Origin of the sequence: Enterobacter cloacae complex sp. 677-3DZ2D5B, assembly GCF_004136695.1 — a bacterium.
Lineage (GTDB): Bacteria > Pseudomonadota > Gammaproteobacteria > Enterobacterales > Enterobacteriaceae > Enterobacter > Enterobacter hormaechei_C.
Genome location: NZ_QFLS01000005.1, coordinates 12,094 through 37,215 on the forward strand (window position 1 = coordinate 12,094; position 25,122 = coordinate 37,215).

At 49.3% G+C, this 25,122-nt stretch carries 24 protein-coding genes; 8 read left to right on the forward strand and 16 right to left on the reverse strand.

What is annotated here, in order from left to right; genetic code table 11:
• The first annotated feature begins 1 nt into the window (after position 1).
• The 7 genes from hisD to hisIE are packed head-to-tail and all read left to right on the forward strand — an operon-like array spanning position 2 to position 6,118.
• A complete protein-coding gene (hisD, locus tag DD597_RS07345) occupies positions 2–1,306 on the forward strand; it encodes a histidinol dehydrogenase (RefSeq protein WP_003859490.1) in 1,305 nt (434 codons plus the stop codon).
• Complete coding sequence (gene hisC / locus DD597_RS07350) at positions 1,303–2,364, forward strand: histidinol-phosphate transaminase (RefSeq protein WP_032103469.1); 1,062 nt, start codon at positions 1,303–1,305, stop codon at positions 2,362–2,364. The genes hisD and hisC overlap by 4 nt, the downstream gene beginning before the upstream one ends.
• Positions 2,361–3,428 (forward strand): bifunctional histidinol-phosphatase/imidazoleglycerol-phosphate dehydratase HisB, encoded by a 1,068-nt coding sequence (gene hisB / locus DD597_RS07355; protein WP_129256058.1) that lies wholly within the window; start codon positions 2,361–2,363, stop codon positions 3,426–3,428. Before hisC ends, hisB begins: the two co-directional genes overlap by 4 nt.
• Positions 3,428–4,018, forward strand: a complete 591-nt coding sequence (gene hisH / locus DD597_RS07360; RefSeq protein WP_015572396.1) for an imidazole glycerol phosphate synthase subunit HisH — start codon at positions 3,428–3,430, stop codon at positions 4,016–4,018. Before hisB ends, hisH begins: the two co-directional genes overlap by 1 nt.
• Positions 4,018–4,755, forward strand: a complete 738-nt coding sequence (gene hisA, locus DD597_RS07365; protein WP_032654196.1) for a 1-(5-phosphoribosyl)-5-[(5-phosphoribosylamino)methylideneamino]imidazole-4-carboxamide isomerase — start codon at positions 4,018–4,020, stop codon at positions 4,753–4,755. The genes hisH and hisA overlap by 1 nt, the downstream gene beginning before the upstream one ends.
• Complete coding sequence (gene hisF, locus DD597_RS07370; RefSeq protein WP_032659326.1) at positions 4,737–5,513, forward strand: imidazole glycerol phosphate synthase subunit HisF; 777 nt, start codon at positions 4,737–4,739, stop codon at positions 5,511–5,513. Before hisA ends, hisF begins: the two co-directional genes overlap by 19 nt.
• Complete coding sequence (gene hisIE / locus DD597_RS07375; protein WP_072139444.1) at positions 5,507–6,118, forward strand: bifunctional phosphoribosyl-AMP cyclohydrolase/phosphoribosyl-ATP diphosphatase HisIE; 612 nt, start codon at positions 5,507–5,509, stop codon at positions 6,116–6,118. Before hisF ends, hisIE begins: the two co-directional genes overlap by 7 nt.
• Positions 6,119–6,156: 38 nt before the next feature.
• Here the strand turns inward: hisIE and wzzB are convergent, their stop codons facing one another.
• Positions 6,157–7,137 carry an LPS O-antigen chain length determinant protein WzzB gene (gene wzzB, locus DD597_RS07380; RefSeq protein WP_129256059.1) on the reverse strand — a complete coding sequence of 327 codons (981 nt, stop codon included), beginning with the start codon at positions 7,135–7,137 and terminating at the stop codon, positions 6,157–6,159.
• A 192-nt stretch (positions 7,138–7,329) separates the two neighbouring features.
• Between wzzB and DD597_RS07385 the strand changes: the two genes are divergently transcribed.
• Positions 7,330–8,334 (forward strand): NAD-dependent epimerase, encoded by a 1,005-nt coding sequence (locus DD597_RS07385; RefSeq protein ID WP_045896131.1) that lies wholly within the window; start codon positions 7,330–7,332, stop codon positions 8,332–8,334.
• 49 nt (positions 8,335–8,383) lie between these two features.
• Here DD597_RS07385 and ugd read toward each other — a convergent pair whose 3' ends face one another.
• The 15 genes from ugd to wcaK form a co-directional block, all read right to left on the reverse strand.
• Positions 8,384–9,550, reverse strand: a complete 1,167-nt coding sequence (ugd, locus tag DD597_RS07390; RefSeq protein WP_045343191.1) for a UDP-glucose 6-dehydrogenase — start codon at positions 9,548–9,550, stop codon at positions 8,384–8,386.
• Between the two features lie 224 nt (positions 9,551–9,774).
• Positions 9,775–11,181 carry an NADP-dependent phosphogluconate dehydrogenase gene (gene gndA / locus DD597_RS07395; protein WP_045896134.1) on the reverse strand — a complete coding sequence of 469 codons (1,407 nt, stop codon included), beginning with the start codon at positions 11,179–11,181 and terminating at the stop codon, positions 9,775–9,777.
• 135 nt (positions 11,182–11,316) lie between these two features.
• The gene (locus DD597_RS07400) at positions 11,317–12,399 is read right to left on the reverse strand and encodes a DUF1972 domain-containing protein (protein ID WP_059356479.1); all 1,083 of its coding nucleotides are present in this window, start codon (positions 12,397–12,399) and stop codon (positions 11,317–11,319) included.
• 33 nt (positions 12,400–12,432) lie between these two features.
• Positions 12,433–13,251 carry a glycosyltransferase family A protein gene (locus tag DD597_RS07405; protein ID WP_072050905.1) on the reverse strand — a complete coding sequence of 273 codons (819 nt, stop codon included), beginning with the start codon at positions 13,249–13,251 and terminating at the stop codon, positions 12,433–12,435.
• Entirely contained in the window at positions 13,248–14,303 is a 1,056-nt protein-coding gene (locus tag DD597_RS07410; protein WP_061856585.1) for an EpsG family protein, read from the reverse strand. The genes DD597_RS07405 and DD597_RS07410 overlap by 4 nt, the downstream gene beginning before the upstream one ends.
• 28 nt (positions 14,304–14,331) lie before the next feature.
• Positions 14,332–15,168, reverse strand: a complete 837-nt coding sequence (locus DD597_RS07415) for a polysaccharide pyruvyl transferase family protein (RefSeq protein ID WP_049126683.1) — start codon at positions 15,166–15,168, stop codon at positions 14,332–14,334.
• Entirely contained in the window at positions 15,161–16,288 is a 1,128-nt protein-coding gene (locus DD597_RS07420) for a hypothetical protein (RefSeq protein WP_126501384.1), read from the reverse strand. Before DD597_RS07420 ends, DD597_RS07415 begins: the two co-directional genes overlap by 8 nt.
• 47 nt (positions 16,289–16,335) lie before the next feature.
• Positions 16,336–16,872: a dTDP-4-dehydrorhamnose 3,5-epimerase gene (rfbC, locus tag DD597_RS07425; RefSeq protein ID WP_045896139.1), complete on the reverse strand. Its 537-nt coding sequence runs from the start codon at positions 16,870–16,872 to the stop codon at positions 16,336–16,338.
• Between the two features lie 3 nt (positions 16,873–16,875).
• On the reverse strand, positions 16,876–17,754 hold the full coding sequence (gene rfbA, locus DD597_RS07430) for a glucose-1-phosphate thymidylyltransferase RfbA (protein WP_045896140.1): 879 nt from the start codon (positions 17,752–17,754) through the stop codon (positions 16,876–16,878).
• A gap of 52 nt (positions 17,755–17,806) precedes the next feature.
• Entirely contained in the window at positions 17,807–18,706 is a 900-nt protein-coding gene (gene rfbD / locus DD597_RS07435) for a dTDP-4-dehydrorhamnose reductase (RefSeq protein WP_129256060.1), read from the reverse strand.
• A complete protein-coding gene (gene rfbB, locus DD597_RS07440) occupies positions 18,706–19,791 on the reverse strand; it encodes a dTDP-glucose 4,6-dehydratase (RefSeq protein ID WP_045896142.1) in 1,086 nt (361 codons plus the stop codon). The genes rfbD and rfbB overlap by 1 nt, the downstream gene beginning before the upstream one ends.
• Before the next feature lie 358 nt (positions 19,792–20,149).
• On the reverse strand, positions 20,150–21,046 hold the full coding sequence (gene galF, locus DD597_RS07445) for a GalU regulator GalF (RefSeq protein ID WP_017383282.1): 897 nt from the start codon (positions 21,044–21,046) through the stop codon (positions 20,150–20,152).
• 174 nt (positions 21,047–21,220) lie between these two features.
• Positions 21,221–22,612, reverse strand: coding sequence for a colanic acid biosynthesis protein WcaM (gene wcaM / locus DD597_RS07450; protein WP_129256061.1), 1,392 nt, complete (start codon positions 22,610–22,612; stop codon positions 21,221–21,223).
• 12 nt (positions 22,613–22,624) lie between these two features.
• Positions 22,625–23,845: a colanic acid biosynthesis glycosyltransferase WcaL gene (gene wcaL, locus DD597_RS07455; protein WP_023324940.1), complete on the reverse strand. Its 1,221-nt coding sequence runs from the start codon at positions 23,843–23,845 to the stop codon at positions 22,625–22,627.
• The gene (wcaK, locus tag DD597_RS07460; protein ID WP_006811234.1) at positions 23,842–25,122 is read right to left on the reverse strand and encodes a colanic acid biosynthesis pyruvyl transferase WcaK; all 1,281 of its coding nucleotides are present in this window, start codon (positions 25,120–25,122) and stop codon (positions 23,842–23,844) included. The genes wcaL and wcaK overlap by 4 nt, the downstream gene beginning before the upstream one ends.

Here is a 25,122-nt window from a genome sequence, read left to right on the forward strand (position 1 = left end):
CATGAGCTTTAACACAATCATCGACTGGAATACCTGTAGCGACGCGCAACAGCGCGAGCTGCTGATGCGCCCGGCAATTTCCGCTTCGGAGAGCATCACCCGCACCGTGGCGGAGATCCTCGATAACGTCAAAGCCCGCGGAGACGACGCGCTGCGCGAGTACAGCGCGAAGTTTGACAAGACGGAAGTCGGCGCTTTACAGGTTACCGAGCAGGAAATCATTGATGCCAGCAATCGTCTGGGTGATGACATCAAACAGGCGATGGCCGTCGCGGTGAAAAATATTGATACCTTCCACACCGCGCAGAAATTGCAGGCGGTGGATGTGGAAACCCTGCCCGGCGTGCGCTGCCAGCAGGTGACGCGACCGGTGGCGTCCGTCGGCCTCTATATTCCCGGCGGCTCTGCTCCGCTGTTTTCGACCGTCCTGATGCTGGCCACCCCGGCACGTATTGCCGGTTGTCAGAAGGTGGTGCTCTGCTCTCCTCCACCAATTGCCGATGAGATCCTGTACGCGGCGAAGCTGTGCGGCGTGCAGGCGATCTATAAAGTGGGCGGTGCGCAGGCGATTTCTGCCCTGGCGTTCGGGACAGTATCCATTCCTAAGGTCGACAAAATCTTTGGTCCGGGCAATGCGTACGTAACAGAAGCAAAGCGTCAGGTCAGCCAGCGTCTGGACGGCGCGGCGATTGATATGCCTGCCGGTCCGTCTGAAGTGCTGGTGATTGCCGACAGCGGCGCTACACCGGATTTCGTGGCCTCTGACCTGCTCTCGCAGGCCGAGCACGGCCCTGACTCGCAGGTGATTTTACTGACGCCAGATGCCGACATGGCAAAACGCGTGGGCGACGCCGTTGAGCGTCAGCTGGCTGACCTGCCGCGTGCGGAAACGGCGCGTCAGGCGCTATTGGCCAGCCGCCTGATTGTGGCCCGCGATCTTGACCAGTGCATCGCCATCTCCAACCAGTACGGTCCTGAGCACCTGATTATTCAGACCCGTAACGCGCGCGATCTGGTCGACAGCATAACCAGCGCAGGCTCAGTGTTCCTCGGGGACTGGTCACCGGAATCCGCCGGGGATTACGCCTCCGGCACCAACCACGTGCTGCCCACGTATGGCTATACCTCAACCTGCTCCAGCCTGGGGCTGGCGGATTTCCAGAAGCGCATGACCGTGCAGGAACTCTCCCGCGAGGGATTTGCCTCGCTGGCGTCGACCATTGAAACCCTGGCCGCCGCCGAGCGCCTGACTGCCCACAAAAATGCCGTGACGCTGCGCGTTGCCGCCCTGAAGGAGCAAGCATGAACATCGAAGAATTAGCCCGCGAAAATGTCCGTCGCCTGACGCCCTATCAGTCTGCGCGTCGTCTTGGCGGCAACGGCGATGTCTGGCTGAATGCCAACGAATATCCCACGGCGGTGGCCTTTGAGCTCTCGCAGCAGACGCTGAACCGCTACCCGGAGTGTCAGCCGAAAGCGGTGATCGAGAACTATGCGCAGTATGCAGGCGTAAAGCCTGAGCAGGTGCTGGTCAGCCGTGGGGCGGATGAAGGGATTGAGCTGCTGATCCGCGCCTTCTGCGAGCCGGGTAAAGACGCGGTGATGTACTGCCAGCCCACCTACGGCATGTACAGCGTCAGCGCCGAAACCTTTGGCGTGGCCTGCCGCAACGTGCAGGCGCTGGACAACTGGCAGCTGGATTTGCAGGGCATTGCCGATAACCTTGACGGCGTGAAGGTGGTGTTTGTCTGTAGCCCGAACAACCCCACCGGGCAGATTATTCATCCGCAGGATATCCGCACCCTGCTGGAGATGACGCGCGGCAAGGCGCTGGTCGTCGCTGATGAAGCCTACATTGAGTTCTGCCCGCAGGCGACGCTGACAGGCTGGCTTGAGGAGTATCCGCATCTCGTTGTGCTGCGTACCCTTTCCAAAGCCTTCGCCCTCGCCGGCCTTCGCTGTGGATTTACGCTGGCGAATAAAGCGGTTATCGACCTGCTGCTGAAAGTGATTGCCCCGTATCCGCTCTCAACGCCGGTTGCCGATATTGCGGCACAGGCGCTGGCCCCGCAGGGCATCAGCGCGATGCGCGAGCGTGTGGCGCAGATCCTGGAAGAGCGTCAGTATCTTGTTGATGCCCTTAAAACGATTCCGTGCGTGGAGCAGGTGTTCGACTCGGAAACCAACTACATCCTGGTGCGCTTCACCGCCTCAAGCGCGATATTTAAATCGTTGTGGGATCAGGGCATTATCTTACGAGACCAGAATAAACAACCTACCCTGAGCGGCTGCCTGCGTATTACCGTCGGCACCCGTGCAGAGAGCCAGCGCGTGATTGACGCCCTGAAAGCGGAGAAAGTATGAGTCAGAAGTATCTCTTTATCGATCGTGACGGCACCATCATCTCGGAGCCACCCAGCGATTTTCAGGTCGATCGTTTCGACAAGCTGGCCTTTGAACCCGATGTGATCCCGGTGCTGCTGAAGCTTCAGAAAGCAGGCTATAAGCTGGTGATGATCACCAACCAGGACGGTCTGGGCACCGACAGCTTCCCGCAGGTAGACTTTGACGGCCCGCACAACCTGATGATGCAGGTGCTGACCTCGCAGGGCATCGCCTTCGACGAAGTGCTGATCTGCCCGCATATGCCTGCCGACGAGTGCGACTGCCGCAAGCCAAAAGTGAAGCTTGTTGAACGTTATCTGGCGGAAGAGGCGCTGGATAAAGCCAACAGCTATGTGATCGGCGATCGCGTCACGGATATCACGCTGGCGGAAAACATGGGCATTGCGGGCCTGCGCTATAACCGCGACACGCTAAACTGGGCAATGATTGGCGAGCAGCTCACCAGACGCGACCGCTATTCCCACGTTGAACGCAACACCAAAGAGACGCAGATCGACGTGAAGGTCTGGCTGGACCGCGAAGGCGGCAGCAAGATCCACACCGGCGTCGGTTTCTTTGACCACATGCTGGATCAAATCGCCACTCACGGCGGCTTCCGTATGGAGATCACCGTTAAGGGCGACCTGTATATCGACGATCACCACACCGTGGAAGATACCGGCCTGGCGCTGGGCGAAGCCCTGAAGCTGGCGCTCGGCGACAAGCGCGGCATCAACCGCTTCGGCTTTGTTCTGCCGATGGACGAGTGCCTGGCGCGCTGCGCGATGGATATCTCCGGGCGTCCGCACCTGGAATACAAAGCCGACTTTACCTACCAGCGCGTGGGCGATCTCAGCACCGAGATGGTGGAACACTTCTTCCGCTCGCTTTCTTACACCATGGGCCTGACGCTGCACCTGAAAACCAAAGGCAAAAACGATCACCACCGCGTCGAGAGCCTGTTCAAAGCCTTTGGCCGTACCCTGCGCCAGGCGATCCGCGTGGAAGGTGACGCCCTGCCCTCGTCGAAAGGAGTGCTGTAATGAACGTGGTGATTCTGGATACCGGATGCGCCAATCTGAACTCCGTACAGTCGGCGATTATGCGCCACGGCTACGAGCCGGTGGTGAGCCGCGACCCTGACGTGGTGCTGCGTGCGGATAAACTCTTTCTGCCGGGCGTTGGCACCGCCCAGGCGGCGATGGATCAGATCCATGAGCGCGAGCTGGTAGATCTCATCAAAGCCTGTACTCAGCCGGTGCTGGGCATTTGCCTCGGCATGCAGCTGCTTGGCCGCCGCAGCGAAGAGAGCAACGGCGTTGATCTGCTGGGCATTATTGAAGAAGACGTGCCGAAAATGACCGACCACGGCCTGCCGCTGCCGCACATGGGCTGGAACCGCGTTTATCCGAAGGCGGGCAACAGGCTGTTCCAGGGTATTGAAGATGGCGCGTACTTCTATTTTGTTCACAGCTACGCCATGCCCGTGAATGCCTACACCATCGCCCAGTGCAATTACGGCGAGGCGTTCACCGCCGCCGTGCAGAAAGATAACTTTTACGGCGTGCAGTTTCACCCGGAACGCTCCGGCGCCGCCGGTGCGCAACTGCTGAAAAATTTCCTGGAGATGTGATGATAATTCCCGCTTTAGATTTAATTGACGGCACGGTTGTTCGTCTCCACCAGGGCGATTACGGGCAGCAGCGCGACTACGGCAACGACCCGCTGCCGCGGTTACAGGCTTACGCCGCCGAGGGCGCTGAGGTGTTGCATCTGGTCGATCTGACCGGCGCGAAAGATCCGGCGAAGCGCCAGATCCCGCTGCTTAAAACACTGGTGGCTGGCGTGGACGTCCCGGTGCAGGTGGGCGGCGGCGTGCGTACGGAAGCCGATGTTGCCGCCTTACTGGACGCGGGCGTGGCGCGCGTGGTGGTCGGTTCGACCGCTGTGAAAGATCCTGAGACGGTCAAGGGCTGGTTCCGCCGCTTCGGTGCGGATGCGCTGGTGCTGGCGCTGGATGTACGCATTGACGCGCAGGGTAACAAGCAGGTCGCGGTCAGCGGCTGGCAGGAAAACTCCGGCGTAACGCTGGAAGAGCTGGTCGGGATGTATCTCCCCGTAGGGCTGAAGCACGTCTTGTGCACGGATATTTCACGCGATGGTACGCTCGCAGGCTCTAACGTCTCGCTGTATGAAGAGGTTTGCGCGCGTTATCCGCAGGTGGCGTTCCAGTCCTCTGGCGGTATCGGCGACCTGGCGGATATCGCCGCTCTGCGCGGAACCGGTGTACGCGGCGTGATCGTGGGTCGCGCGCTGCTGGAAGGCAAATTTACGGTGAAGGAGGCGATTCAATGCTGGCAAAACGGATAATTCCCTGCCTGGACGTGCGTGATGGTCAGGTTGTAAAAGGCGTGCAGTTCCGCAACCACGAGATCATTGGCGACATCGTTCCGCTGGCAAAACGCTATGCCGAAGAAGGCGCAGACGAACTGGTATTTTACGATATCACCGCCTCCAGCGATGGCCGCGTGGTGGACAAAAGCTGGGTGGCGCGCGTGGCAGAGGTGATTGATATTCCCTTCTGTGTAGCGGGCGGGATTAAATCTGCTGACGATGCGGCGAAAATTCTCTCTTTCGGTGCGGACAAAATTTCGATTAACTCCCCTGCGCTTGCAGATCCGGCGCTGATTACGCGTCTGGCGGACCGCTTTGGCGTGCAGTGCATTGTCGTGGGGATCGACACCTGGTTTGATACCGCGACGGGAAAATATCACGTTAACCAGTACACCGGCGATGAAAGCCGCACGCGCGTCACCCAATGGGAGACGCTGGACTGGGTGCAGGAAGTGCAAAAACGCGGTGCGGGTGAAATCGTTCTGAACATGATGAACCAGGACGGCGTACGCAACGGTTACGACCTCGAGCAGCTGAAAAAAGTGCGCGCGGTCTGCCAGGTTCCGCTGATTGCCTCCGGCGGCGCAGGCACCATGGAACACTTCCTTGAAGCCTTCCGCGATGCGAACGTGGACGGCGCGCTGGCCGCCTCCGTGTTCCATAAACAGATTATCAATATTGGTGAGTTAAAAACGTACCTGGCCGACCAGGGCGTGGAGATCAGGGTATGTTAACAGAGCAACAACAGGCGCAGCTGGACTGGGAAAAAACTGACGGATTACTGCCGGTGGTTGTACAGCATGCCGTTTCAGGCGAAGTGCTGATGCTGGGATACATGAACCAGGAGGCACTGGCAAAAACGCTCGACAGCGGCAAGGTGACGTTTTTCTCGCGCACCAAACAGCGCCTGTGGACGAAAGGGGAAACCTCGGGTCACTTCCTGAATGTGGTCAGCATTACGCCAGACTGCGACAACGACACCCTGCTGGTGCTGGTCAACCCGATTGGGCCTACCTGCCACAAAGGCACCAGCAGCTGCTTCGGCGAGGCGAGCCACCAGTGGCTGTTCCTCTATCAGCTGGAACAGCTGCTGGCAGAGCGTAAATCAGCGGATCCTGAGAGCTCGTACACGGCGAAACTGTACGCCAGCGGCACCAAACGTATTGCGCAGAAAGTGGGTGAGGAAGGCGTTGAAACGGCGCTGGCGGCCACCGTGCATGATCGGGAGGAGCTGACGAACGAAGCGTCGGATTTAATGTATCACCTGCTGGTACTGCTTCAGGATCAGGAGCTGGATTTATCGACGGTGATTGAGAATTTGCGGAAACGGCATAAATAAAAAAGACCGGGGAAACCCGGTCTTTTTTTGTGTGTAAATCAGGCTCTTGGTTTGTAGTTTCTCAGCGCGTTACGGCCGAGGACGACAGCAGAACCGATGACCCCGCCGAGGAGAACGGCAAGGATGAGGGTAATAGCAATTTTCGGGCTGTCGCGTCGGATAGGAAGGTTCGGCTTCATGACGTAACGATAGACGTGAATAGTGTCTGGGTTAACGTTGAGATTCTGAATATCCAGTAAGTTCTGTTTGGTTTGGTAGTAAGCGCCTGAGAAGACCAGCGGACGTGACGCTTCGTTATCAATCATTGATTTCAGCGCTGCTGTCCCCAACAGGAACATAGTTTCTTGAGTCACATCCTGTGTTTGCTGAATCTGGGGTGTAGTAATCTTCGCGGCTTCCGCATTCTTAAATGACTCAGTAATCTGTTTAATACGCAGATCTTTTTGCTCCTGTGCGACTTTCTCCTGGTTCTGGAGGGAGTCGTTCAGGGTTGTGATCTGCTGCTTGAGATTGTCATTGAGGTCAAGCGTCAGTTCTTTTGCTGTCTGTTCATCGATCTGCTGGATAAATTGCGCAAGCTGCTTTTGTGCCGCTTCAGCTGTCTCCCCCTGGTAGGTTACGGTCAAAGGTAAACCTTGACCTTTTACAGTAGGTTCAATAGTCAGTTCTTCGGGGTCTTCCTGATTCTCAAGTGCTTGTGCCAAAGCAGAGAAAGAAGAGTTGAAACGACTGATAGCTCGAGATTGAATGTCCAGCATTGAGGGAGCAGCACCGCCATAGAGAATATTCAACGCATTGGAATAAGTAGCTATTTGAGCAGCATCAGGTTGAGCGATGATAGCCGATGATGTCCATTTCTCTTTAGCAACAGTGATGTAAACAACGGCGAGAACGATAAAAGCAGCAATAACGGCCCCTATTACCCACTTACCACGCCACAGCTGTAGCACTAAATCCAGTAAATCAATTTGCTCCGGGTCATTGTTGCGTGTGACCAGGTTATCGTTGTTGTGCGTCATACAATCCCTAACAGATGAAAAAGGGCAAAAACAATTTTGTTTCCATAGTGTATCTGTTGCTGGCGATTTTTCTATAAGAATACGATGAGTTATATCGGAAAGATGGGTTATGTAAGTGAAGTGCGACGCGCTATCATAGTCGGATTCTGATGTCCTGGGACATCAACAAGAACACTGTGAATGAGGGAAGCTATGAAATTTCTTGTAACGGGCGCCGCGGGCTTTATCGGTTCTCATGTCAGTAAGCGCCTGCTTGATGCAGGGCATGAAGTTGTTGGGATTGATAATCTGAATGATTACTATGACCCTAACCTCAAGCTCGCTCGCCTTGAACTGCTCAAATCCGAGAGTTTCACTTTCCACAAGCTGGACTTAGCGGACCGCGAGGGCATGGCTGCGCTCTTCGCCAATGAAAAATTTGACCGCGTGATCCATCTTGCCGCCCAGGCGGGCGTGCGTTACTCGCTGGAAAACCCGCATGCCTACGCAGATTCTAACCTGGTAGGTCACCTGAACGTGCTGGAAGGCTGTCGCCACAACAAGGTTCAGCATCTTCTGTATGCTTCATCCAGCTCTGTCTACGGCCTCAACCGTAAAATGCCGTTTTCTACTGACGACTCCGTGGATCACCCGGTATCCCTGTATGCGGCAACCAAAAAAGCTAACGAGCTGATGTCGCATACCTATTCGCATCTGTACAACCTGCCGACCACTGGCCTCCGCTTCTTTACCGTCTACGGCCCGTGGGGCCGACCGGACATGGCGCTGTTCAAATTCACCAAAGCCATGATTGAAGGCAACAGCATCGACGTATACAACTACGGCAAGATGAAGCGCGACTTCACCTATATCGATGATATTGCGGAGGCGATTATTCGCCTACAGGACGTTATTCCTCAGGCCGATGCCGACTGGACGGTCGAAGCCGGTTCGCCAGCAACCAGCTCTGCCCCGTATCGCGTGTATAACATCGGTAACAGCTCACCTGTCGAACTAATGGATTACATCACCGCGCTTGAAGAGGCGCTGGGGAAAGAAGCGGTGAAAAATATGATGCCGATCCAGCCGGGGGACGTGCTGGAGACCAGTGCGGACACCAAAGCGCTGTATGACGTTATTGGGTTTAAACCACAAACCTCAGTCAAAGAAGGCGTGAAAAACTTCGTCGACTGGTACCGCAACTTCTATAACGTTTAAAAACAAAAAACCCGGCACAGTGCCGGGTTTTTTTATATCACGATTTTGATCAGTCGCTGCCGAACAAATCGCGGGTATAGACTTTATCTTTCACGTCCGCCAGCTCTTCCGCCATACGGTTGGAGATAATTACATCCGCTTCTTTCTTAAACGCATCCAGATCGCGGATCACACGCGAATGGAAGAACTCATCTTCCTGCATCGCCGGTTCATAAATAATGACCTGCACGCCCTTCGCCTTAATACGCTTCATGATCCCCTGAATGGAAGAAGCGCGGAAGTTATCGGAACCGCTCTTCATGATCAGACGATAAACACCCACCACTTTCGGCTGACGCGCCAGAATGGAATCCGAGATAAAGTCTTTACGCGTGCGGTTGGCATCCACAATGGCGGAAATCAGGTTGTTCGGCACCGCCTGATAGTTAGCCAGCAGCTGCTTGGTATCTTTTGGCAGGCAGTAACCACCGTAACCGAAGGACGGGTTGTTGTAATGGTTACCGATACGCGGGTCAAGACACACGCCCTCGATGATCTGACGGGTGTTCAGACCTAAGCTCTCGGCATAGCTGTCCAGCTCGTTGAAGTAAGCCACACGCATCGCCAGATAGGTATTGGCGAAAAGCTTAATGGCCTCTGCCTCGGTGGAATCGGTGAACAGGACAGGAATATCTTTTTTGATTGCGCCTTCCTGAAGCAACGCAGCAAAACGCTCTGCACGCTCGGAACGCTCGCCAATCACGATACGGGATGGGTGCAGGTTATCGTATAACGCCCTGCCCTCGCGGAGAAATTCCGGCGAGAAGAAGACATTATCAATACCCAACTCTTCTTTAATTGATTTGGTGAAACCCACTGGAATTGTCGACTTGATGATCATCACTGCGTTCGGGTTGATTGCCGTAACGTCTTTGATCACCGCTTCAACGGTTGAGGTATTGAAGTAGTTGGTTTTAGGATCGTAGTCGGTTGGGGTGGCAATGATGACGAAATCCGCATCGCGATAAGCGTCTTCTTTATCCGTGGTAGCGCGGAAATTAAGCGACTTATTAGAAAGGTAATCCTGAATCTCTTTATCGACAATCGGAGACTTCTTCTGATTGAGCATATCCACTTTGGCCTGCACGATGTCCAGCGCAACCACTTCATGGTTTTGTGCAATCAGAATACCGTTCGAGAGTCCGACATAGCCTGTTCCGGAGATAGTTATTTTCATTCGCTAATGACTTCTTTAAGTTAACTGAACAGATGGTCGCCTGACCATCGCGATAAACTTGGCTGTTGGGCTTTGTACCTCCTGCCCGACAGAACTGTCAAGGCAAACCAGGAGTAATCCCCGCGAGAGGACAAACATTCAGACAACTTCGAAACGAATCGTTATTTTTAGCATAAAAAAACCCGGAGAGGTCTCCGGGTTATATTCACAACGAATCAATCAACTCATTCCAGCCATTCGGTGTGGAACACGCCTTCTTTATCAGTACGCTTATAGGTATGCGCACCGAAGTAGTCACGCTGTGCCTGAATCAGGTTAGCTGGCAGAACGGCAGAACGATAGCTGTCGTAGTATGCCACCGCAGCGGAGAAGGTCGGAACCGGGATACCATTCTGCACCGCGTACGCAACCACATCACGCAGCGCCTGCTGATATTCGTCAGCAATCTGCTTGAAGTAAGGTGCCAGCAGAAGGTTTGCGATACCCGCATTTTCAGCATAGGCATCGGTGATTTTTTGCAGGAACTGAGCACGAATGATACAGCCGGCACGGAAGATCTTCGCAATCTCACCGTAGTTCAGATCCCAGTTGTTCTCGTCTGAAGCTGCACGCAGCTGAGAGAAGCCCTGCGCGTAAGAGACGATTTTACCCAGATACAGCGCGCGACGGACTTTCTCAACGAACTCTGCTTTATCACCAGCGGGTTTGGCCTGAGGACCAGACAACACCTTAGATGCCGCCACACGCTGCTCTTTCAGAGAAGAGATATAACGTGCAAATACAGACTCGGTGATCAGGGACAGTGGCTCACCCAGATCCAGAGAGCTCTGGCTGGTCCATTTCCCGGTGCCTTTGTTCGCGGCTTCATCCAGAATCACATCAACCAAGTATTTACCCTCTTCATCTTTCTTGGTGAAGATATCCTTGGTGATGTCGATCAGGTAGCTGTTCAGCTCGCCTTTGTTCCACTCGGTGAAGGTCTTTGCGAGCTCCTCGTTGGAGAGGTTCAGACCGCCCTTCAGCAGAGAGTAGGCTTCAGCAATCAGCTGCATATCACCATATTCAATGCCGTTGTGAACCATTTTCACGTAATGACCAGCGCCATCAGGACCGATATATGTCACGCATGGCTCGCCGTCTTCAGCAACGGCTGCGATTTTAGTCAGGATTGGCGCAACCAGTTCGTACGCTTCTTTCTGACCGCCAGGCATGATGGATGGACCTTTCAGAGCGCCTTCTTCACCGCCGGATACGCCAGTACCAATGAAGTTAAAGCCTTCAGCAGACAGTTCACGGTTACGACGAATGGTGTCCTGGAAGAAGGTGTTGCCGCCATCGATAATGATGTCGCCTTTATCAAGATACGGTTTAAGTGAATCGATAGCAGCGTCGGTTCCTGCGCCCGCTTTCACCATTAACAGGATACGACGAGGTGTTTCCAGAGACTCAACGAACTCTTTAACCGTATAGAAAGGAACCAGTTTTTTGCCTGAATTCTCAGCGATGACTTCTTCGGTCTTATCACGGGAGCGGTTGAAAACGGAGACGGTATAACCACGGCTTTCGATGTTGAGCGCCAGGTTGCGCCCCATCACTGCCATACCGACAACGCCGATCTGTTGCTTGGACATTACATACTCCTGTCAGGTGTGGTCGCCACGCAAAAGACGTGGCTTGAATGTATCAATTATGTTAACTCAAATTAGCCGCAACTGTGTAGTAAAGTTGTGCCTTAAAGGCTTTTCCGCACTGACATTTTTCATGTATCAGTACAGATCTTCATATTGTTTAGTAACATTAATCCAAGTATATCGTTGGTCCGCAATATGCTTTAATTTATTTGCGCAAATCTCATCTTCAGCTGTGTGGAGCACCTGTGATCGTTGTTCCAACAAGTTAACTAGTTCTTTAGAATTTTTAAAGTAAAAGGCTGAATTCTCAGTGGAATACCTATTGAAATCACAATCAAACGCAAAAATAGCCGTATTGAAATGCATTGCTTCTACTAATGAAGGATTTGTTCCCCCAGCAGAATGACCATGAATGTATCCTCGACACTTACTTCTGTACTCAAAGAGAATGTTGATGTCATATATCGGATCCAGCAATTCAATATTTTTGAAAGGACTATATCGATTTCTTAGTTCACGCCCATACGCGCTTGAATTCCAGTTACCTACCATTTTAAAGCAGCTATTTGTCTGGCTGAATGCTTCAAGGATCATTTCAATATTATTTTCTGGCTCTATGCGACAAACTGTAAAGTAATAATTATCCTTATCTTGAGCCACTACTTTATTCCCGATAGCATGATCGCCACCATAAGCTATCACACTACTTTTAACTCCATATTCTTTTAACACATAGTTTGATATCGCTTCGTTATCTGCAATTATAGTATCAGAATAATGAACCGCAATTTTTTCCGAATATTTCAAGAACCATTTTGCAAATTTCCCCCATTTATCACGTCGCCATTCAAGCCCATCAATATTTGTAATAATCTTAGCTGAAGAAAAGAATTTAAAAAGAGGCAAAAAAATACAACCTGAAACACCTAGCACGAGAACAACATCAGGCTTACAGAACATGGATCTCATCAGTGAGAATATATCATAAGGGATACTCGAACTGCCGTTAGCCTTCAATGGTACATATTTAAGTTGAGCGTCTTTATAATTTTTACTTTTTGACTTATAAGACTTTCCAGAGCAATAAATCGTATAATTAATTTTTTCACTTTGATGATCAACAAGATTTTGAACAAGTGACTCAAAACCACCATAACAAGCCGGCACCCCCACAATCCCAATGATATCGATATTTTTTTTTGCATTCTCATTACGCATATAAAACCTAAATCCTTAGCAAGGATATGCATTTCAATTTGATTTGATAAAGTCTTTGAAATTATATCTTTTTCGTATTAAATCAGATAATACACGAGCACTGACAAAAATTAAAGAAAGGGCATACTGGAAAATATGTGATACGTTGTTTTTCCGAAGTAGATTTTCCTTACCTTTAATTTCACCTTTACGCATTTTAATTAAATTACCAGACACCCCGCCAGTAGTACCAATTGCTCGTGGTACCGTAGTATGCACGCTATCACAATACTTAACCCTAGTTGTGGATTCTACATATGATAAAAGAAATGCATAATCTTCCGAATATCTTAATGTTGGATTAAAAAGGCATTTTTTAACTCTAATCACCACACTAGGCGTTACACATGGATTAAGGAGACATATAAACCAGCGAAAATGGAGTAATTTACCAAAAGTTTTAAACCATAAATTTGAGATTTTATTGTACTTTTCGCAACCATCAACGGCATGATATAAAAGATCAATGTCTTGATTCGCTAAAATTTGTAAAAGCCAGTCAATCTTATCAGGGCTAAAATAATCATCTGAGTCGAGGAACGCAACAAACTCAAATGAAGCACGCCTAATCCCTACATTTCTGGAGACCTGTGGCCCTTTATTTGTGCTATTTTTAAAAATACGAATTGGAATATTATTTTTATTATAACGCTGTAACACCGAATAAATATCAAAATCTGAGCAATCATCTACAACTATAATCTCCACCTTTTCTTTTTGACAAGAATCAATTGAATCTACAGCTCTAAGTAAAGTATCAATTCTATTATAAGATGGAATTACAACAGAGATACCAAATTCTCTTGTTTTCATATTATACTCACAAAAGGTATTGCACGCATATGAGCCGAACCACATAACCACAAAATGGTAATAAAGATGTTACCACATGTCACATATGAAAGAAATTTGTACGATTGTTGACTATACCGTTTAACGCTAATATACGTCATTAATAAAAATAAAGGATATACTCCGTAAACCACTCTAAAGCCTAAATATGGCACGATTGAAACTATTGAGCATATAGCAACTATGTTAATAATAACATTTAATGTAAGGACATCTTTTACTAAGAACTTTCTTGCAAAGGACAAATAAACAAAAAAAGTTAGCATTAAATTTATTAGACTAATTAACCTTACGATAAAATCATCACTGGCATATGGCATATATTTATAAATTGAAGCTTTGAAACTTAATACACCTGGCACAAAATCTAGATATGCCGTTCCAAATAATAAGAATATACCCATTACCATTGATGGAACGATTAACTTATAATTTAACCTTGATATTATAAATATAACAATAATTAGTGCAGATGCCTGATGAAAAAGTAGAGATAGTGCAGCCAGGACTCCAAAAGAAACATAGCGTCGTTTGAAATAAAATGAAAAAGATAAAAAAAGTATTGCAATTGAAAACCCTTGCCTCATGGCATTTGTTAATAATTCAATACCAATAAATGAAGAGAAGAGCGTTATTATTATCAGTTTATCAAGCTTAAATACCAGCGTTGTAATGAAAATAATGCTAATAACAAAATACGGCCATAGCCAAATTATCCAATTCACTTCACATCTTTCGGCCATTAAAAAATTCAAAAGGTTAAAGATTATTTTATAGGTATAGTCTAAGCCAGTGTAAGATTCTGGATTTAAACAATAGTCCGTAAATTCATTTAGATAGTTCTTGGTATCAGCACCAAAATATTCATTTTTGAATAAAAATAGCACCAGAAGTGTAAGAAATACAAAAAATGATAAAAATCTATTTAAAACCTGAGAATTTACTTTATTACCTTCAAGATATAACGAAAGGAATTGTAGTAAAAGTAATATTGCGAGTAGTGCTATTAGCATTTAAAAACTCATCTAAGAAGTAGAACAGTTATCGATATTCAGTAGGAAACGCCTTAAGCAAATCTTCTTTACTACGAGTAAATTGGTTACAACGACACTTTGCTAATAAATCTTCAAGCGAATAATTGCCAGCTCCGCTAACGATACATACCTTCGGCGCATTGTTATCAGTGGTACTATAGTAATCACAGAATTTATATTCACCTCCAAGAACTTTGTCACTAAAAGCAACCCAAAGATTAGGTATGCCATAAGTATCTGCGGCTATCAACCCATGTAGTGAGGAGGAAATAATGAATTCGCACTCATTCATTTTATCAATAAATGGTTCAATATCATTCTGAATATCAACCAAAACACAACCGTTTTTGAGTAATGACTGCACCGCAGGCAATTCTTTATCTTTGTAATGTGGAATTACTCCCACTTTGTATTTTTTGGTTATGTGTTTCGCATCATAGAACAGAGGAAGCAACACAGCAGGATCCCCCAGCACATCTGGGCAATTGATACCAAATTCATTCCTCAGACGATTACGAGTTAAAACACCACGTACAGATCTAATATCTAAATCTTTGGTTTTTAACGGGGCATCCTTGGATATAAAACCACTTCCCCATATTATACTTTTTGACGATGCACTGGACAAAACACTACCGATCGCAAGTATATGAGGTGATTGTTTGAAATTATTTTTTACTACCGTTTTCTTCGTTATTTTCTCAATCAAATATTTGTTAAGCTGATCACCCCAATTATTATGTCGAGTGTAATAATTAACAGGCACTTTATCTTTTCCAATTGCTAACAATCGATCTTTGAACTCAGTCGACAGAGCAAAAAATGCCTCAGTATACTTACCCATGTTGTTTTTCCTTTTTAGAAACGATGATCAATGAGAAAACAAATATTAGGAAATTGGCGAGTGCTATCGACTCTACAATGTATTGGAAATCACTATTGTTTTTATTTAACAAAAGATAAGCAAATGATATAAACAGAGACACTAAGTACAATATTAATATCAGTGTGAGATTATATCTTAACTTCATTATTAAAATTGGCATCCGTGAAAACAAATAAAATAATTGTCCCATAGCAAGATAAAAGGCATATTCAAAAACATCAATGTGAATATAAATGGTTATAGAAAGAAAATAGAGTATTAAGTAATTGACAATGATCAAACCTATAGCAACAAATATAAAATGAAAATATTTTTTCCAGATAAATATTTTCTCATCATTGTTGATATTACTTTTGAGAAATATTGAATCGTACAATGTTATCAACATTGTTACAATGCCGAATACATTTTGAGTAATTCTTAACTTTACTAATTCATTTGCTGGAATTTCATTTTTGAAAAGGATAAAAAAGCCTTGGTTAGTGACCCAATAAATGATCGTGATTATTGAGAATACCCCTCCCAGCTTCAAAGAATCCTGAATTATATGCTTGAAAGGATCATTACACACAGCATGGGCTTTGCTTTTTTCTTTGCTTTTGAAGAAAAACGGAACCACTATTAAAAAAGGGAGAAATTTTGCTAGGCAATAGAAATAAACATAGCTAGTCGAATCGAAAGTTATTATTTTAAACCATGCCAAAAGCATCATTACTGTAAATATCGTGGCTGTTGAGATCATTGCGCAACCAGATATCAATGACTTATCAGTATAATAGCAATAACGTTTAAAAAATTCAGAGACAATACCTATAACAAAAAGTGACAGTATCAGAGGTGACTTGAACCAAACAACAATAATAGCAGCAGTAATAACCACAAAGAATAAAAACAACTTTAACCAATAACTATGAGTTTGGTTTTTATATCTTAGCAAAAGATACTGTGTTGTAAAACAAGAACAAAATAATACACATACTAAGGCAATAGACTGAGCGACAACAACCTTTGCCATCTCTGTCCCACTAAGTAAATTTCCGCCAATTGCGATAAAAAGAAATATAAGACCAGAGTCCATAATCTGGTCCACAGTAAAAATGAGGCTTTGTGCTTTTTTATTGTATGTCATAGATCGATAAAATTCGACTGATTAGCATCTTTTGCTGATAAGCTAGGTTTTTCACTTAAAGGCCAATTAATACCAATCGTTGTATCATCCCATTTTATACCACGATCACTATCCGGATGATAATAGTTGGTTGTTTTATATACGAATTCCGCAGTGTCACTTATCACGTAGAAACCATGAGCGAACCCTTCAGGGATCCATAATTGTCGTTTATTTTCAGCAGAAAGATAAAACCCTACCCAGCTCCCATAAGTAGGTGAAGATTTTCGAATATCAACCGCTACATCAAATACTTCCCCAGCGACACAACGCACCAATTTACCCTGTGCGTACGGTTCCAGTTGATAATGCAGACCACGCAAAACGCCTTTACAAGATTTAGAATGATTATCCTGCACAAACTCGACTTTACGACCTACCGCCTCTTCAAATACTTTTTGGCTGAAACTTTCAAAGAAAAAACCACGATCGTCACCAAATACCTTTGGTTCAAAAATCAGCACATCAGGAATATTAGTTTTAATTACGTTCATGTCTTAATAACCTTTAATCATCTTCAGCAGGTATTGGCCATAGGCATTTTTCTTCAATGGTTCAGCCAGCTTCTTCACCTGCTCAGCATCAATAAACCCTTTGCGATACGCAATCTCTTCAGGGCAGGACACTTTCAGCCCCTGACGCTCTTCAATCGTTGCAATAAAATTGCTCGCCTCGATCAGGCTCTGATGGGTTCCTGTATCCAGCCACGCATAGCCACGCCCCATCATCGCAACGGACAAACGCCCCTGTTCCAGATAAATACGGTTAATGTCGGTAATTTCCAGCTCACCGCGTGCAGAAGGCTTCAGGTTCTTCGCCATCTCCACTACATCGTTATCATAGAAATAGAGTCCCGTTACGGCATAGTTGCTCTTCGGCTCCAGCGGTTTCTCTTCCAGGCTAATTGCCGTGCCATCCTTATCGAACTCCACCACACCATAACGTTCAGGATCATTAACGTGGTAGGCGAATACGGTTGCACCATCACCTTTGTTTACTGCGGCTTCCAGCTGTTTCGGCAAGTCATGACCATAGAAAATATTATCGCCCAGCACCAGCGCACAGCTATCGTCACCAATAAACTCTTCGCCAATGATAAAGGCCTGTGCCAGTCCGTCCGGGCTTGGCTGGACTTTATATTGAAGGTTTAACCCCCACTGGCTGCCGTTACCGAGCAACTGCTCAAAGCGCGGAGTATCCTGCGGCGTACTAATGATCAGAATATCTTTAATCCCTGCCAGCATCAGCGTAGACAACGGGTAGTAAATCATGGGTTTGTCGTAAATTGGCAGTAGTTGCTTGCTAACCGCCATGGTCACTGGGTAGAGACGAGTGCCGGATCCGCCGGCAAGGATAATACCTTTTCGTGTAGCCATTATAATTTCTCTATAAACACGAAATGCCCGTAAACGGGCATTTATTTAATGATTAAATGGATTGCGCCGTGAAAAGCTCAGCCAGCATACGCTTCACACCAACATGCCATGCTGGTAATACCAGGTTGAAGTTCTGCTGGAACTTCATGGTATTTAAGCGTGAGTTATGCGGGCGACGCGCAGGCGTCGGATATGCCGTGGTTGGTACAGCATTCAGCTTTTCAATCGCCAACTCAACGCCTGCCTTTTGGGCTTCCTCAAACACCAGCGCCGCATAGCCGTACCAGGTTGTCGTCTCAGAAGCGACCAGATGATAAAGCCCGGCAACTTCTGGTTTCACCATCGCGATACGAATGGCGTGGGCGGTACAGTCGGCTAACAGCTCAGCGCCTGTTGGGGCACCCACCTGATCGTTAATGACGGAAAGTTCTTTGCGTTCTTTCGCCAGACGTAGCATGGTCTTAGCAAAATTGTTGCCTTTACCTGCATATACCCAGCTTGTACGGAAAATCAGATGATTAGGGCAATTATCCTGCAATGCTTTTTCGCCATCCAGCTTCGTCTGACCATAAACATTCAGCGGTGCCGTCGCATCCGTTTCACTCCAGGGGGTTTCGCCATCACCGGGGAAGACGTAATCCGTGGAGTAGTGAACAACCCAGGCGCCGATTTTTGCAGCTTCTTTCGCGATAGCCTCAACGCTTGTCGCATTCAGTAACTGCGCAAACTCAGGTTCCGACTCTGCTTTATCCACTGCGGTGTGTGCGGCTGCATTGACGATCACGTCAGGTTTAATATTACGAACCGTCTCAGCAATCCCTTCCGGGTTGCTGAAATCACCGCAGTAATCTTTAGAATGCACATCAAGCGCAATCAGATTGCCAAGTGGAGCCAGCGCGCGCTGAAGCTCCCAGCCCACTTGCCCTGTTTTGCCGAACAGAAGAATATTCATTATTGACGTTCCCCGTAGTTCTGTTCGATCCAGGTTTTATAAGCACCGCTTTTTACGTTATTAACCCACTCCTGGTTGCTCAGATACCATTCCACGGTCTTACGAATTCCGCTTTCGAACGTCTCTTCAGGCTTCCAGCCCAGTTCCACCCCAATTTTATGCGCATCAATCGCATAGCGGCGGTCATGTCCTGGGCGATCGGCAACATACGTAATTTGGTCGCGGTACGAGCCTTCTTTCGGGACGATCTCATCCAGCAGATCGCAAATAGTGTGCACAACGTCCAGGTTTTGCTTTTCGTTATGACCACCGATGTTGTAAGTCTCACCCGGTTTGCCCTGAGTCACAACGGTGTAAAGCGCACGCGCATGATCTTCTACATAAAGCCAGTCACGGATCTGGTCGCCTTTGCCGTAAATCGGCAACGCTTTACCGTCAAGGGCGTTCAAGATCACAAGTGGGATCAGCTTCTCAGGGAAATGATACGGTCCGTAGTTATTCGAACAGTTAGTCACGATGGTCGGGAAGCCGTAAGTGCGCAGCCAGGCACGAACAAGATGGTCGCTGGATGCTTTGGAGGCAGAGTACGGGCTGCTTGGCGCGTAGGCTGTGGTTTCAGTGAAAAGCGGCAGGTCTGCGGATGCCGGATGTTCATCCGGGTGCGGCAGATCCCCGTACACTTCATCGGTGGAGATATGATGGAAGCGAAACGCTTTTTTCGCTGCGTCATCGAGGGTTGACCAGTAAGCACGTGCAGCTTCCAGAAGCACATACGTCCCAACAATGTTGGTTTCAATGAATGCCGCCGGGCCAGTAATGGAACGGTCAACGTGGCTTTCGGCCGCCAGATGCATTACCGCATCCGGTTTATGTTCAGCAAAAATACGATCCATAGCCGCTTTATCACAAATATCTGCATGCTCAAAAACATAACGTTCACTGGCGCTGACATCGTTAAGGGACTCGAGGTTGCCGGCATACGTCAGTTTATCCACATTGACGACTTCGTCATGGGTATTAGTAATAATATGTCGTACAACCGCTGAGCCGATAAAGCCGGCTCCACCCGTCACAAGAATTTTCACGTTATCTATTCCGTTTTGTAGATATATCGAGATATTGGCGTTCTAAACCCTGGTATTAATTTAGGATTAGAAATTTTGCACGCTACCGCCCCTGGCTTGACAGCTACCAGTGCACTGAGCGAGTGTTGAATATAAGATTGGCTGTCTGATTTCAGACAAAAACTGGCGTTAATTGTCGTCTTAAATGGTCTCGGAAACAAGCACAAATCGTTACAAATCAGCCCAGATTTGAAGCAGGTAACTCTCTGTTATCATGGGAATTAATAATAAAAAGCGGCAGTCATCATTTTTGTTATGTAACAACATAACTAAAATGATGACTGCCGCGCATGAAGACTTTAAGGCTGCGGAAGAAGTATCAGTCGTTAGCCAGCAACTTCTCAATCCGGCTTCTGAACTTCGCCCCTTCCTTCAGGTTACGCAGGCCATAGTTCACAAACGCCTGCATATACCCCATTTTCTTACCGCAGTCATAGCTATCGCCGGTCATCAGCATGGCATCAACGGACTGCTTCTTCGCCAGCTCAGCAATCGCATCGGTCAGCTGGATACGATCCCAGGCACCCGGCTCGGTTTTTTCCAGCTCAGCCCAGATATCCGCATTCAGCACATAACGGCCGACTGCCATCAGGTCGGAGTCCAGGGTCTGCGGCTGATCGGGTTTTTCGATAAACTCAACGATCCGGCTCACCTGCCCTTCTGTCTCCAGAGGCTCTTTAGTCTGAATAACAGAATACTCGGAGAGATCGCCCTTCATACGTTTCGCCAGCACCTGGCTGCGGCCCGTCTCGTTGAAGCGAGCGACCATTGCCGCCAGGTTATAACGCAGCGGATCGGCGGAAGCGGTATCAATAATGATGTCCGGCAGAACCACGATGAACGGGTTATCACCCACTACCGGACGCGCGCAGAGGATTGAGTGGCCCAGACCCAGCGGCTGCGCCTGACGCACGTTCATGATGGTCACGCCAGGAGGACAGATAGACTGAACTTCTGCCAGAAGCTGACGCTTAACGCGCTGCTCAAGCAGAGCCTCGAGTTCATAAGAGGTGTCGAAGTGGTTCTCAACGGCATTCTTCGAAGAGTGCGTCACCAGAACGATTTCTTTGATCCCCGCAGCAACAATCTCGTCGACGATGTACTGAATCATCGGCTTGTCAACGATCGGCAGCATCTCTTTAGGAATGGCCTTTGTGGCGGGCAACATGTGCATGCCCAGACCCGCTACCGGTATGACTGCTTTCAAATTAATCATTATTTCTTCCACCTTAAAATGGTTGACGAATTATAGCTTTTAAACCTGTTTTCGCCAGCATGTTTTGCCGTAAATATGAAGTAATCCTAGGTCACCCCACCACAAATTACAGTAGTTGTAATCTGAATAGATCGCGATTCTGTTCCAGGAATAGTCGCAAAATAGTCTGTGCGATTACCTGTGCGGCAGCGCAAAATTCAACCGTTCCGTATTCACCACGTGTTGATCGACCCGATCAATAACCACCGAGCTCTGCCCCTTTTCATTAACCGCTTTTATGTTCGCAAGCGACAGCAACGTCTCGTTTTTAGCCATAAACTTCCCGCGCACGTCTTTGCGCAAATCGAAGTTCATCTTCAAAGCCGGCCCCGTCGTTGACTCCTGCATCACGTTGATATTACGTAAGAAAAGGTGCTGGGGTTTGTTATGCAGCTCAAGCGTTGCCCGCTGCATCTCAACGTTGGTGATGGCAACAAACGACGTAGCATTGCCGGAGGAAATCTGTATCCCGCGCAGCTTATAGGCAAGCTGTCGGTTATCCAGGCGAATATCGTTAAGTTTGAAGTTTTGCGGTATCGACAGATAATCGCCCTTGATCACGCCATACCCGATTAACATTCCGGCGCTGTTCACCATATCGATATTATCGATAACGAAATTATCACAACCATAAATAGCTACCGTTGCGTTATCAATTCCGGCCTTTTTACTGAAGTCGGGAGTAATATTGCTGGCCTTGATATTACGGATCACAAAGTGTTTACCGTTTTCAACATGCACCAGCTGCCGACAGTTGCTGCCGGTGATATTCGCCACCACGAAGTTTTTAACGGTCTGCTGTTCCGGATAGTCATTGTCGTACGTGCTGCCAGCCAGCCCAATGCCTATGCCCCAGTTGATCTTGCCGTTTGTGCAGTTGATGTTATCGATCACGTGGTCAGAGATCAGGATATTACGGTCGTTAATCGCCACGTTCCACTCAATCGCGTCACCCTGCAAATGACTGAATTTGCTGTTGGTAATGCGCGCACCGTCCACCTGATTATGGAAACCCTGGCGCAGAATGGCGTAGTTGGCCTGACTCACGGCAATGCGATCGATAAGCAGGTTACGCATCACTCTCGGCTTTTTACCGCCGATGTAGATCTGGGTGACGGGGCCGAAGCCGCTCATCGCCAGCCCTTTAATGACACAGTCGGAGCCACGCACGTCCAGCGTAATGTTATGCGTGCGCCCCTCTCCTTCCCCAATGACCTTACAGCCTTCCTGGAGCACGAACCGCCCGCGCCCGTTGCCCTTCAGCGCGCCGCGGATCAGCAGGGTTTTGCCATCAGGAATGAAAATGCCGGTATTGATGTTTTCACAGGTTAACCCGGCGGGAACAACAACGGTATCGCCCTCGGCAAAGGCCTGCTTAAAGGCGGCGATCCAGTCGTTATTGTTGTAGCGATCGACAGAAACCGTCTTCCCGGTCGCCGCCCGCGCAGCGCGGGGCGACAGCAGCGGCATGGCAGCCAGGACGGATAAAGAAGAGACAAATCGGCGTCGGGTAATCTTTTTCAGCATACAACCTCAGCGTTACAGCGTTTGCAGCAGGCTCGCTAACTGGCGATTAATCACCTGCTGATTGAATTCTGCTTCAACTTTTTGCCGCGCATTTTGCAGCACAGGGATCAGCGTCTGCTGATCGATATCACTGAACGCAGCCAGACGATCCGCCAGCGCCAGCGCATTGTTTTCAGGGACCAGCCAGCCGGAATGCTCAGAGGTGATCAGCTCCGGGATCCCGCTGTGCAGGGTCGAGACCACCGGAATGCCGACCGCCATCGCCTCCATCAGCGCCACGGGAATGCCTTCCATATCGCCGTCGGCGCCGGTTACGGAAGGCAGCAGGAACACATCCGCGTCATCAAGCATGGCTTTCACTTCGTGGCTCGGCTTGAAGCCCGGCATCTCGACCACGTCTTCCAGCTGATACTGTTCAATCAGCGTGCGCAGGCGACGCTCCCACGGCCCGATACCCAGGATGCGGTAGTGGAAGTCCACACCACGCGCCTTCAGCTGGCGACAGGCTTCGATGGCTACGTGCAGCCCTTTCTTTTCGGTCAGGCGGGCAACAGAGATAATTTGCAGCGGCTTGCCCGGCACCTTAACCGGTCGCTGAGTGAAACGTTCCATATCCACGCCCATGCGTGAAACGGTGATTTTCTCGCTCGGGCACCCCATGGTTTTCAGGCGCCCGGCCCACAGGTTGCTTATCGGCAGCATCATGTCGCCACGGCGGAACAGCTGCTGATATTCCGGCGTGTAGTGGTTCAGCACTTCCCGGCTGGAGATGTCGATACCGTGGAAAATGGTCGCGATTTTGCCGTCAATCACCCCCAGCTCACGCAGTTTTGCCGCCGTTACGCCCGCCGGGCCAAAGTGGGCGATAAAGACATCGGCCCGGTACGGCTGGGCCGTTTGCCCGCAAATGGCGGATAAGATCAGGTTGCGGGCCTCCGCCCCATAGCGCGACATATTCAGCGCCCGCCACGTCGAGGCGCGATGCAGGCCGCGCAGCGTCTGTCCGGCGCGATGGCGCAGTTTGTTCATCCGTCCGGCGGGTTCATCTTGCAACCAGCGGGTTTTTGCCTCCAGCCCATACCGGGTATACGCCGCATGGGTGTTTTGCGTATCGCCCTTTTGCAGGGCGATAATCTCCACGTCATACCCCATATCGATAAACGCGGTGATTTGGTTCAGCACAAAAGTTTCAGACGACAGCGGAAATTTCAGTAAGAAGAAACCAACCTTCATTTCCCCTCCCGGACGCGGTCGAGTACGGATTTCACCATGCCAATACCTTTTTCGCGTTCGGCTTTTACCGCCACCGCCAGACGTTCGTTGATCGCAGGCAACTGGCCGAGCGTGTCGCCCACCATCGCACCCAGCGATCCGTCCAGCAGATGACGAATATCGACGGCCATTTCAGGCATACCGAGCTGCTGCATAATGCCCGCGGACTTGTGTTCGTAGTTGATGGCGATGGCTGGCGTGCCGAAGTTCATCGAGATAATGGCCGAGTGCAGACGCGTGCCCACGGTCAGGTCGCAGGCGGAGAGCAGCTTGCCCATCTCCAGATCGTTCAGCTCGTCCATCACCACGTGATAGCGGGACGGATCGTTCACCAGGTTGCGCAGGTTGAGCGCCACCATACGGTCATCTTTGTTGTAGCTGTCGATACCGGTACAGGTGGAAAGCGCCAGCACCTGGTAACCGCTGTCCAGCACGCGGTTCACCACGTCGGCAAAGGCTTTCTCGTACGCCGCCTGGGTCGTGCCGAGGCGTTTATCGAACGGCGCAAGTTCACGCAGGGTAATGGCGACGGTTTTCTGCTTTGCCGCCACGTCCAGCCAGTGCTGTACCGCGTAGCTGGCCTGGAAGCTGTCATCCTGATGATCCACCAGCCAGGCGGTGTCTACACCGTGCTCCACTTTGGTGGTGTCGATTTCGCTGCGCTTCATCATGTCGAGGCTGACCGATTCACGCAGGATCAGCGCGTCGCAGTGGCCGAAGACATAGTTCGCCAGCTGGTTAAACTGCGGATCCTGGAATGGCCCGACGCTGTGGCCAATCATAAACAGCGGCTTTTTCGCCATGAAGGTACAAAGCGCATGCTCAAACTGCGGCACGCCGTACAGATCGACGAAGAACGAACCGCCCACCTGAATAATGGCGTCATAGCCGGACAGCAGACGCACAAAATCGGTAAAGCCCTGCGCAATGGCGATGTTGCGCAGCTTGCCGGTGTCGGTCACGCGAGAAAGCAGCACCTGATGCTGGTAGCGGCGACGCAGCACTTTCTTCACGCGCCCCATCACGCCCGCAGCGTTGTTGTGCTGTTTCATCTGGCTGTAGAGCGGGTCGCCCATCACCGGGCGGTTCAGTAACCAGGATGAGCTGACCGGATAACGGCTCATCACATCCACTTCTGTCTCAGGCTTAAGGGTGTTAATTGCATCCAGTAAACCGCGCAGGATGGCGCTGTCGCCACGGTTGCCGCAGGTATGGTTGCCAAGAATAAGTAATTTCAT